Source organism: Microcoleus sp. SVA1B4 (assembly GCF_036700545.1).
Taxonomy (GTDB): Bacteria; Cyanobacteriota; Cyanobacteriia; order Cyanobacteriales; family Microcoleaceae; genus Microcoleus.
In genome coordinates this window covers 1-10,341 of sequence record NZ_JAUBPB010000115.1, presented here as the reverse complement: position 1 = coordinate 10,341, position 10,341 = coordinate 1, and the positions used below count along the sequence as shown (strand labels likewise).

The window sequence follows — 10,341 nt, the reverse complement described above, 5'->3', positions numbered from 1 at the left end:
AGTAAAACCGGAGTCAAAATCCTCCAAAGGTTTGCCCTACATACTCCCACGCCTTTTGTCAATGGGGGAACTTCAGACTAAAATCGGCTTACCAGCCCGATCGCCCGTGGGCAAAAACTTCACATCCTCGCTCGATCCTGCTGTTGAAAAACTCCGATTTCTGAGTGCTTGTTGCAACCCTTCCCGCGTATTGCTTTGTCGCAAGCCAGCGATGACAGCTTGAGTCGCATCAAAACTCGTTGCTGTTCGCCAATTCACAATGCCTCCCCAACGCTGGCGGGCATTTTCTGGGAAACAGCTACCGGGATTAGTTTCAGGATGCCAGGGAACGGGCAAAACAAGCCCGTCAACGTCTTTTTGTCCGTCTTTTAAAGTTTGAAAGGTGTAGAGCGTAGTGCTGCCGTAGAGTGGCAATTTGCCTCGATTGATGCGAGCCAGAGAAATCGCACGGTCAATGCGATCGATGTGGGGCGCTACCATCAATCCTTGTGCATTTTTGCTGACAGCATCGGCGATCGCACTTTCGGGATTAAAAGAGGGTAAGGAAAAGTCGCAAATAGTGGGAACTAATTTGCCACCAGCAGCAGTAAGAGATGCCACAAATTCATCTTTAAATGATATGTTATCCGGTGCTTGGGAATCATAACAAACCGCAATATTAGTTTTGGCTGCTGTTTTCACTCCATATTCTGCTAAGGGAGCTGCCATTAAGCTAATATTGGGTACTGTCCGAAAGCTGTAGCTGCCAAATCCTGATAGATTATTGGCAAAGCTCGTCTGGCGATCGCTCCTGGTGCGATCGTTGCCGATGTAGATGTAGATGTAGGTGTATTTGAATTTTTGGCATTCAATAAACCGGGAAGGAACTTGTAGGCGCCAAACCAAATTAAGCCGATGGCAATAATAAAAACAATGGGGGGCGGGCTGTTGCTTTTGTTAGTATCTTGATACAGAATTTTTTCTATTTATTTTGATACTGTAATTATTCATTCAACTAATGTTCACGTCAATTCATATAATTCATTAATTAAGTTCATAAAAGTCATATTTGTAATAGCTGTTGCAGGAAGTGCGATCGCCCTTATTCAAATCCGGCCCGCTAAACTAACGAGAATAGGAGAATTATCAACAATATTCCTGGAGGCGCGGGTGTTCAGAAACCGGGTTTTTTGCGAGAATACTTGGTTACAACTCACATCTTGCACCATTCTCAAGAACAGGCTTTCCGGCCTGTTCCACAAGAGATAAATTTTCTTGTGGAACAGGCCGGAAAGCCTGTTCATAAAAAGATTATTGAGAATGCTGCAATATCTCAGTTACAACCCGCAGATTCTGTAAAAACCCGGTTTCTTTGATTGTGATGCGTAACTCCCGTTGATATTAACCACCGCCACCGTCACCGGCACTAATCGTGAATATAATGCAGGACTTACCCACTCCGACCAAAGAAACCGGGTTTTTTACGAAAAGACGCGTTAGATCGCAGATTCGGTCAAAAAACCCGGTTTCTGACCCCCATTCGTCCAGGAATAACAATAAATTTAGCGTTGAAATACCGCGCTTAACAAAGTTAAAACCGTGCAACCAAAAACGGCTTCCAATGTATATCTTCGCGAAGGTTTATAAGGGTAAGAATTCCAAACGCGCAATTCTCCATTAAAGCCGCGCGACGCTAAACTCAACGAAACTTGACGGTAGTTTTCCAAAGTTCGCTGAAGCAATTGCCCGATTAAAATGCTTAAACTCTGCATTCCCCGCTTCCAAGTGCGGTAGCCACAACGCGAGTTTTGGGCTATCCAAAGTTCATCGGCGATCGCCAATAAGCTAAAAATAAACCGATACATTAGTAATAGCAGTTCTGTGACTAACTCTGGACAGCGTAATTGTCTGAGAATTTGCAATATTTCGGTAAAGGGCACCGTCAAGAGGATGAAATACATACAGCTTGTCGATGCGAAGGCGCGGGCAAACAGTAAGCTCACTTGGTATATTCCAGTGCGACTCACATAGAGATAAAAAGTGCCGATGCTAATGCCCCAACCTTGCCAGATATCCCACTGAATTTGCGGGATTTGACTTAACTCAACCGCACCCAGCGCCAAAGCAGGCAAACTTGTCAGCAAAAACATCAACGGTAGCGACAGCAACCGCAAATACAGTTTCCCCGGAATACCCGCATAGACGACGATCCAGACGGCCAACCACAGGCCGATCGACAATTGGACGATCGCCCCAGAAACGAGAGACAGAATTAAAAGGGCGATCGCAAAGGATAACTTGTGGATTGGCGGCAACCCGCGCAAGCGATTTGTATAAGCCAGACTATCAATCTGATGGTTCATTCCAAAGTCTTTCAGTCCGCGCAGGCGGACTTTGTATGTGTAGAAGCGAATTCTATTCGCCGTTTATTCGCCATTTATTCCGACGGCGATTCATCATCAGATTTATGAGATTCAGTGCGTCCCTTATAAAGCCCGATCGCGTAGCCAATTACGCCCGATCCTAACGCCGCTTGAGTCGCAAACAGCAAACTTTCAATTTCTCCGCTAGCAGGCTCAAAAAAGTGGTTAAACCAAGGTTGATAGTCCGGTTGAATTTCCGTAATCGCTTTCTGTGCTTCCCCATCCGCTCCGCCGTATTCACCCCGGACAAAAACTAGGGGAATAACGGCAAGCGCGATAACAGCAATTACCAACATCCAATTTTGCCGCGAAGTAGATTGGTGATTTTTTGTAGGCTTTTGACTCACGGCTTATGACTCCTGTCTCAATAATTTCAAAGTTTCCAACTCCGGCTTCCCGTAAGAATGCAGCCAATTCCAGACCAATAGAGTCAGCAATCCCTCACTAATCGCCAGGGGTACTTGAGTAATAGCAAAGATGCCAGCAAACTTGAGAAACGAAGCCATAAAACCGCCACTGGCTGCCGGAAAAGCTAACGCTAATTGAATCGAAGTCGTCACATAAGTCAGTAAATCTGCCAAAGCTGCCGCACAAAAAATTGCCGCCCGCTGGCTACCAGTTCGCAACAGCAATTGATAGATAAAATAGGCAGCGAAAGGGCCGACAATCGCCATCGAAAACATATTCGCTCCCAGGGTTGTCAAGCCACCATGCGCTAACAGTAACGTTTGAAACAACAAAACTAAAGCCCCCAATACAGCCATCACCGAAGGGCCGAACAAAATTGCACCCAAACCGGTACCCGTCGGGTGAGAACAACTGCCCGTTACCGAGGGAATTTTTAAAGCAGAAAGCACAAAAGTAAACGCACCCGCTAAAGCTAGCAATAGTTTAAGTTCCGGGTGTTCTTTTGTAATACGAGTAATCGATCGCAAACCTACTGCAAAAAAAGGCAACGCCACCATCCACCAAAACGCCGCCCATTGCACCGGCAAAAAACCTTCCGAAATGTGCATAGCTGCGGCGGGCGTTGCCGAACCCAGGACAATATAACAACTCAAGCCAGCCATCAATCCCAAGCTGACCAATTTCCGATTTCTGGCCTTCACGCTGAACCTCGCAGATGAGACTATGTAAACTAACACATCGGCGGGCATCCTGACTCAGAAAGCGACAAAACTCTCATTACAGTTGCGGGACAGCGCCGGACTTGCACCGAACTTTCCCCGTTTCCTCTAACGGCTGCTCCCCATTAGAACCGACTGGTTAGACATAGTTTAGTCGATCGCGTAAGTCTCAGCAAATCTTTTACAAAAATTACTTCAGATTAACTAAGGAATGAGAATTAAATAACTTCCACTCTTGAAAGTGGGATGGGCGTCCCGCCCGTCCAAAAAGGACGGGCGGGACACCCATCCCACAATCACAATTAAAATTGTAAGTTATTTAATTCGCGTTCCTAAGTCAAAATTACCTATCATCTTCTCTTCCTTCGCGTCTTCGCGGTTCGTTCCATAAATACTATTGCCCAACAAATCAACGGTATAATATTAATGAGTTTTGAGGAAAGCCGCCATGTTAGATTACAAATTTCCGAGGCACTGGCCCTCAGCCGATGAACTACCAGACTCAGATGAAACGCCTGTGGATAACGAACTGCAAGAACTAATACCAGGGTTGTTAAAAGCAATATTGCTCATACTTTGGGCAGAACGCATGGACTGGTTTTTTGGCATAGATATGGGTATTTATCATCACCCTGACGAACCGCCCATTGTCCCAGATGCTTTCTTAAGTTTAGGAGTAGAACGATTTTACGACGAAGAATTGCGCCCCAGTTACGTGCTGTGGGATGAAAATGTTCTGCCTACTTTTGTGCTGGAAGTTGTTTCCCCAACTTATCGCAAGGAATACAGCACAAAATTGGAGACTTATCAAGCTTTAGGCGTACTTTATTACGTCATTTATTCTTCCCGCCGCCGTCGAAAACCTCATTTGGAAGTACACAAGTTAGTCAATGGGAAGTACGAGTTACAGTCAGGAAATCCAGTTTGGATGCCTGAAATTGGTTTGGGGATTGGTTGTGAAAGGGGAAGTTATTCTGGGGTGACAAGGGAGTGGTTGTATTGGTATGATGCCGATGGAAAACGTTATCTGACACCTGAAGAACAGGTGAAAGAATCAGCGCAGCGCGCCCAACAGGAATCCCAGCGCGCCGATCGACTGGCTCAGCGATTGCGGGAGTTGGGGATAGATCCTGATAATTTGAGCTGATGGCAATCAAGAGTACCAGACGGATCGACTCTAGACGCTCAGAAACCGGGTTTTGCAACCGAGATCGATCGTCCTCAACGAAAGATTTTCTGGAAAAAACCCGGTTGCTGCATCCAGAAATGTGTGAATATTTATCTCAACAATCAGGAAATATCGAGCTAGATTTGGAAAAAACACAGAGTTTGACGGCAAACATTGAGATGCAGCTCGAAAACATGAAAATCAACAGAGGTTATTAAATAATGGTCATGAATCTGCGTTCTTACGATATCATCTGTTTTGGTGATGAAGTTCCAGGAGTTCTAGCTGTTATCTCAGCCTCCAGAGAATATCTTCGCCGCACAAAGCGTTATCCGCGAATTCTACTGATGTCGAAAGCAAGCTTGCAAGAAGGAATTGGCGGGCATTTGGTAAGAGGCGGCCTTGCTTATTTAGATAGAAGTCAGATTAGTGAACAACTTCAACAATCTTTAAAGTTAGATACCTTTGGTTCACCAGCGACAATCTATAAAGAATTCTTACAAAAATCCGGTGTCACCGCAATTGCACTTGACCCCCGCAAAGCCAGTGCAGCCCTGAAAGAAATGCTGGTAAAAGCTGGGGCAGATCTCCTCAGCAAAGTAGAAATTAAATCAGTCACTAAAGAAGGTCAAAAAATTGCCAGTATAACCACCTCTCAAGGCGTAGTTTATGCCGGCAAGCAATTTATTGATGCCACTGTCAATGCCGAATTAGCTCAAGCTGCGGGTGTGAGAAAACTGAAGGGATTTGAAACATTTGGTCTGCCTAACTCAGAACTTCCAGTCACCCTCGTTTTTGAAACCCAAGGACTCAGTGCAAGAGCACTGAAAGAATTCGATTACATTTATCTAAAACGCTTCACAAACCTGGCAGATTCAGAGGGTCAAAAATTTTTGCTGTACGCTGCAGGCAAGGATGCTAAACTAGCAGAAGAACTCCGCCTGGAAATGATTGACACTAGAGGCAACCTCAAAACTCTGTGGGCAGGAAACGATTACATCGATGTTCGATCGCCGGCTCTGTCTGTAGCATATCACTCCTTTAGAGGAACAAAGCTATCTTTTCCTCAAACCGGCATAATTTTAGATGAGGGAAATATAGCAATACTTCCCAATGATAGACTTTCGTGGAATGCGCTGTTATTTGCAGTCACCGCCAGCGAAGCAGAAGCCTTAGCGAGAAGCGGGAGCAAACCCACGGCTAATATGCAAAGAGAGATGTTATTTATTACAACTTGGCTGAGGAGTTTGGGGGCTACTTCTGTTACTTATGCCTCAGAACTTTATATCAGACACGCTGGCAATGTGACGGGAGTTGTAGAACCTTTAACTGGCGCACAAATGCTGTTAGGTGGCGTACCTGCTAATGAAGCCCTGGCAACATTTAGCTATCATTTTGATGTACGGGGAGGCATTCCGGGTATTCGCGACAAAGCAACTAGCGTAGGATGGTTGAAAAGTCTGAGTTTTAAACAGCCTATCTTGAATATTGGCATCCGCCACGCATTAATTAAAAACGTTCCTAACTTGGCAGTGGTCAGTCCGTGTTCGGGATTTGAAGGGTTTGCTTGTTCTGTCGGCAGAATTGTGGAATTCAATGCAGCAGTTGGTCAAGGTGTGGGTATCGCTGCGGTTAATGCCATTCTAAATAACAAAAATCTAGCCGATGTATCTAACCAAGAAGTGAGACAAGTTCTCGCCCAAACAGGCCAGTTACCTAAAATTTTTGGAACTCCCAATAGTGGTGAGGCAATGCTATTGGCGCAATTCGAGACTCTTGCCAGTTCGGATGCTATTGCATAATCTCAATCCCGGTTGCACTCCTCATGATTATTGATTGTTGACTAAGCTGTTGCGGCATTTAAATTGTATGTCAAAAAATAATCAAACTTTTTTGCGGTGTCCCACCCGCCGTGAATATACAATTTAAATGCTCAACTTTATTAGCCTAATCGTTAACAACCAATCCTTACTTTTTCTGCGGGCACTTCGGATGAATCCCCCCCTGCAAACAAATGTAAGCAATTTGACTTTTATCTAAATTCTTAGCCTCCGCAAAATCAACTCCTAGGAATCTACCTGATTTACTACCAGTCGTGGGATTTTGAATAAATTGCTCCGAAGCTGCTTTCGCCAGAAACACCGCGCCTTTAAAATCCGCTCCCGCTAAATTCGCGCCCCGAAAATCAACCGAACTCACCTCTGCATTCCGAAAATTGGCATCTTGCAACCGAGCATCTTTTAAATTCACGTTTGCGAGTTTAGTCGAAGTCAAATTGGCATTTTGTAAGTTTGCGCCGCTCAAATCAGCACCGGATAAATCAGCGCCTTGCCATTCCGATTTAGACAAATTTGTCAAGGACAACTGAGCGCCTTGAGCCTTCACTTTGCCCAAACGTGCACCTGACAAATCTGCTCGCGACAAATTCGCGCTTCCTATATCGGCTCCGGTAAAACGGGCATTTTTTAACAGTGCTTCCTGTAAATTTGCTCCAATTAAAATAGCACTGCTGAAATTAGCTGAATTCAAATTGCCGTTTGACAAATTAGCTTTGTTCATGACAGCGCGCACAAAATTAGTCCCGTTCATTACAGCACTGTTCAAAGACGCCCCGGTCAAATTTACTCCTTCCAAATTAGCGCCGCTCAAGTCAGAAATCCAATCGTCAAATGTACCCGGACGCCTGTCTTCGCCGGTGCCGTAAAAGCGAGCTCCCTGCAAGCTGGCATTGGTTAAATTGGCATTTCTCAACTTAATTCCCGACAAGTCAACTTTGTTTAACACTAAAGTAAACTGAGATGGGCCGGCAGGACTTTGAGCTAAATCCGTGCGGCTCAGATCGACACCGTTGAGTTGGCTGCTATACACTGTGAGAATTTTGCCGATCGCCCTTTGTACTGTTCGCTGGCGGGCGGCCGCTAACTCGCGTTCCGGGGCCTTGCCGCCAAAGCGCAGGGAATCGAGGTCGTTGCTGAGGGCCTGATTCAACCGCTGCAAGTCAGGCAAAGCTTTCGGCCCGCTACTGACTAAAGCTTGCTGGATCGCGTCCAGCATGGCGCGGTTGTCTTCTTGAGCGAGCAAATCCGCTAGCAAGGGTACGGCGCGGGAGTCTTCCACCGCCCCCAAAGCCAAAATTGCCGATCGCCTGCCCGATGCCCCGCTAGCCGATGTGGGAGACAATTTGCTGACTAAAGCCACAAATAATTCGTCGTTCCGCTGCCGGGAATCCCGCATATTTGCTTGACTTTGAGTGTAGATGAGAGTGCCGACAAACAAAGTTAAAATCAATCCGGCGCTGCCGACGGTAACTATTACTAAAGTTGTGCCTGGGTGTTGGCGCATCCAATTCCACAAACTGGCATTTACTTTCAGGCCGCTTTGTGGAGTCACAACCAAAGCCGCAATCTGCGCGTCTTCCTCAGTCCAATCTTGAGTCTTGACAGGATTGGCAGACAGTTGATTCGATCGAGCGTTGACGACCAAAGTATTGGCGAGGCGATCGTGTCCCGCTTGCCGTTTGTAGCGCCACGCAACCGCGCCGTCTGCGAGCACTGCCAAGCCGCTCAACCCCCCTAAAATCAGCAAATCTGGAAACGCACCGCTCAAGCGCCAAATGCCGTAAGCGACGCCCAGAGGCACTCCCCAGCGCCCCAAACTTTCGCGAATTAGCACTTGCCCAAAACCCGGAGGAGTACCCGACGCTGTGACCACTTTGACGCCGAACCAGCGTTTGGGGATAGTTTGACCGGTTCTGGCGAGCAAAAACAGTTGCCACCCCGCTAAAACTGCCGGTGCCAGCAGTGCCCCTGACCAGAATAGATTAGTTAGGGGTGCGACTCTGGGGCTGCGATCGCGCACGGGTATGCCCAAAGTACGGGCGACGGTTTCGGATGCTGCTGCTATGGAGGAATTGAGCGGTACGGTTTGAGATTCCTGGTTGACTAATGCCCCGATACTGAAGGGAACGAGGGCGCTAGCAGCTATTAACGAAATTTCCACTGCCCAAGCGCCGCACCTGCGAACCAGCAGTGGCATTTGCTTGGATTGTGTTTGCCAAGACGGATCGGGTTGATTGATGCCGCTGGGCGCGGTGGGGTTAGCCATATTTAGAAATTCCTATTATTTGTCGTTAGTATTTGAGGACTGGGGGGAAATTGCCAATTTATACGCTATGTACATTAGCACTCCGAGAACGGCAAGAGTCATCAGCGCTGAAATTAGCTGTACGATGCTATTGAAGACTGTCAGGACAATTATCGCTCCGACGGCAAAGGCTGCCACCTGCCCCGGTTTGGGGAGTCTTTGAAACTTGTCCAGTAATTGATTGTATAAGGTTCCGACGGCTTGATATCTGTCTGGATTTTGTGTGATGAGTGGCGATCGTTCTACTTTAGCTTTTAGTTCTCCGAACGCTTGCTGCCAATTGAAGTTATTTTGAGGATTCATAAAAAAATTCGGAAGTTATTTTAGATTAATGTGTTCGGAACCGCAATTATCCCCTACCGTCAAAGAACTAGAACCAAATGCCATTGTGTGAGGAAACATGAAGATAAATTATCCGGGCGATCGCGGCAAACTGTGGTTTAGCTCGATCGTGACCCTAGCCTTGGCAATGATTTTAGCGGATGCCGGTGCCCTTCGGAGCCAACCGCTACAAATTGCTCCGGGATTTCCCGAACCGCTGGGAGTTTCTGGAGTTTCCGGCGGCCCGAACAATAGCGGCGACTGCGGTTTTGTCTCCCAAGCACCGAACCACGTCATTGAAGTAACGCAGGATTTGCCTTACTGGCGGATTGCAGTACAAACTGCTGGAGCTCCGAGTTTGATGATTCAGGGGCCGAGGGGGCGTTTCTGCGTCCTGCCGGCGAATGCTGCTGCGGGGAATGTAGAATTTTCCGGTTATGGGGACAAGGGGACTTATGTTATTTTTGTGGGCGATCGAGCTCAAGGTCAACACCCTTACTCTCTCTCTATTTCTCAAAAGCGAAATTAAAAATAAAACGGAATTAGGACGCTTGCTGTGAGAAAATTGCTTTTTGGCGATCGTAAATAAGCCGGATTCCTTACAGCAAGTCCGTGGAAGACCGATTTCATATCAATTTTGTATTTGGTCTTTAACCCACTTGCGAAACAATCTGAGAGTTTGACTCGTGCCCACTGTTTGGCTTTGTTCGCAATATTGAGAAATAGCTTCAATAATTGGCAGATTTGGAAAAGTCGGACTAATTTCCGATTCAACATATTTCCCATTTTGAAGCACATTAATCAGAAGCTTTTTATTTTCATAGCGCCAGATTTCAGGTACTCCCAAAGCTTCGTAAGCATCGAGTTGAGTTTTGGAAGTTATATCGACTTCAATAGCTAAGTCAGGCGGCGGATCGACAGTTAAGTCTATCCGCTTTTTGCCAATCATTAGAGCATAATTCTGAATGTAAAAACATTCATCAGGCTCAATTCCTTGTAACATACTTTTTCGCTTGAAAGTCGTCGAACCAAATGGTTCAAAGTCGATTTCTAGTTCCTCAAACAGAATTTTCACTAAATAGCCAATAATGATTTTAGCTTTCGGGAGCATCCCGGTTTTGTAAATGGTTAAAAGTATGATAAGAGCCAAAATTTTTCGCCCTCCGCTATATGATAGAAC

The 10,341-nt window shown here is 46.2% G+C and carries 11 protein-coding genes and 1 riboswitch; of the genes, 4 read left to right on the top strand and 7 right to left on the bottom strand.

The window, feature by feature from the left end; translation table 11 throughout:
• Positions 1 to 72 precede the first annotated feature (72 nt).
• From QT987_RS28885 to QT987_RS28870, 4 genes are all read right to left on the bottom strand, one after another.
• Complete coding sequence (locus QT987_RS28885) at positions 73 to 885, bottom strand: ABC transporter substrate-binding protein (protein WP_333246859.1); 813 nt, start codon at positions 883 to 885, stop codon at positions 73 to 75.
• A 656-nt stretch (positions 886 to 1,541) separates the two neighbouring features.
• Positions 1,542 to 2,342, bottom strand: a complete 801-nt coding sequence (gene cbiQ / locus QT987_RS28880; RefSeq protein WP_333246858.1) for a cobalt ECF transporter T component CbiQ — start codon at positions 2,340 to 2,342, stop codon at positions 1,542 to 1,544.
• A 74-nt stretch (positions 2,343 to 2,416) separates the two neighbouring features.
• On the bottom strand, positions 2,417 to 2,749 hold the full coding sequence (locus QT987_RS28875; RefSeq protein ID WP_333246855.1) for an energy-coupling factor ABC transporter substrate-binding protein: 333 nt from the start codon (positions 2,747 to 2,749) through the stop codon (positions 2,417 to 2,419).
• Positions 2,750 to 2,752: 3 nt separating this feature from the next.
• Positions 2,753 to 3,472 (bottom strand): energy-coupling factor ABC transporter permease, encoded by a 720-nt coding sequence (locus QT987_RS28870; RefSeq protein ID WP_333047166.1) that lies wholly within the window; start codon positions 3,470 to 3,472, stop codon positions 2,753 to 2,755.
• Between the two features lie 61 nt (positions 3,473 to 3,533).
• Positions 3,534 to 3,680: riboswitch (cobalamin riboswitch) on the bottom strand.
• Positions 3,681 to 3,977: 297 nt separating this feature from the next.
• On the opposite strand from QT987_RS28870, the gene QT987_RS28865 reads away from it, so the two are divergent.
• Genes QT987_RS28865 through QT987_RS28855 form a run of 3 tightly spaced genes read left to right on the top strand, consistent with a single transcriptional unit; the run spans position 3,978 to position 6,499 of the window.
• On the top strand, positions 3,978 to 4,676 hold the full coding sequence (locus QT987_RS28865) for a Uma2 family endonuclease (RefSeq protein WP_333246854.1): 699 nt from the start codon (positions 3,978 to 3,980) through the stop codon (positions 4,674 to 4,676).
• Positions 4,676 to 4,915: a hypothetical protein gene (locus QT987_RS28860; protein ID WP_333246852.1), complete on the top strand. Its 240-nt coding sequence runs from the start codon at positions 4,676 to 4,678 to the stop codon at positions 4,913 to 4,915. Before QT987_RS28865 ends, QT987_RS28860 begins: the two co-directional genes overlap by 1 nt.
• Before the next feature lie 9 nt (positions 4,916 to 4,924).
• On the top strand, positions 4,925 to 6,499 hold the full coding sequence (locus QT987_RS28855; protein ID WP_333246850.1) for an FAD-dependent oxidoreductase: 1,575 nt from the start codon (positions 4,925 to 4,927) through the stop codon (positions 6,497 to 6,499).
• Between the two features lie 166 nt (positions 6,500 to 6,665).
• On the opposite strand, the gene QT987_RS28850 is transcribed toward QT987_RS28855, so the two are convergent.
• Positions 6,666 to 8,801: a pentapeptide repeat-containing protein gene (locus QT987_RS28850; protein ID WP_333246848.1), complete on the bottom strand. Its 2,136-nt coding sequence runs from the start codon at positions 8,799 to 8,801 to the stop codon at positions 6,666 to 6,668.
• A gap of 15 nt (positions 8,802 to 8,816) precedes the next feature.
• Positions 8,817 to 9,143, bottom strand: a complete 327-nt coding sequence (locus QT987_RS28845; protein ID WP_333246846.1) for a hypothetical protein — start codon at positions 9,141 to 9,143, stop codon at positions 8,817 to 8,819.
• Positions 9,144 to 9,240: 97 nt separating this feature from the next.
• Between QT987_RS28845 and QT987_RS28840 the strand changes: the two genes are divergently transcribed.
• A complete protein-coding gene (locus tag QT987_RS28840; protein WP_333246844.1) occupies positions 9,241 to 9,690 on the top strand; it encodes a hypothetical protein in 450 nt (149 codons plus the stop codon).
• Between the two features lie 102 nt (positions 9,691 to 9,792).
• Here the strand turns inward: QT987_RS28840 and QT987_RS28835 are convergent.
• A partial coding sequence (locus QT987_RS28835; RefSeq protein WP_333246842.1) for a Uma2 family endonuclease occupies positions 9,793 to 10,341 on the bottom strand: 549 nt, incomplete at its 5' end.

What these genes read in the sequence shown, in the direction of transcription:
- QT987_RS28855 (WP_333246850.1), top strand. Translation starts at nt 4,925, where the DNA reads ATGAATCTGCGTTCTTACGATATCATCTGTTTTGGTGATGAAGTTCCA.
- QT987_RS28845 (WP_333246846.1), bottom strand. Translation starts at nt 9,143, where the DNA reads ATGAATCCTCAAAATAACTTCAATTGGCAGCAAGCGTTCGGAGAACTA.
- QT987_RS28860 (WP_333246852.1), top strand. Translation starts at nt 4,676, where the DNA reads ATGGCAATCAAGAGTACCAGACGGATCGACTCTAGACGCTCAGAAACC.
- QT987_RS28850 (WP_333246848.1), bottom strand. Translation starts at nt 8,801, where the DNA reads ATGGCTAACCCCACCGCGCCCAGCGGCATCAATCAACCCGATCCGTCT.
- QT987_RS28865 (WP_333246854.1), top strand. Translation starts at nt 3,978, where the DNA reads ATGTTAGATTACAAATTTCCGAGGCACTGGCCCTCAGCCGATGAACTA.
- QT987_RS28840 (WP_333246844.1), top strand. Translation starts at nt 9,241, where the DNA reads ATGAAGATAAATTATCCGGGCGATCGCGGCAAACTGTGGTTTAGCTCG.
- cbiQ (WP_333246858.1), bottom strand. Translation starts at nt 2,342, where the DNA reads ATGAACCATCAGATTGATAGTCTGGCTTATACAAATCGCTTGCGCGGG.
- QT987_RS28870 (WP_333047166.1), bottom strand. Translation starts at nt 3,472, where the DNA reads ATGGCTGGCTTGAGTTGTTATATTGTCCTGGGTTCGGCAACGCCCGCC.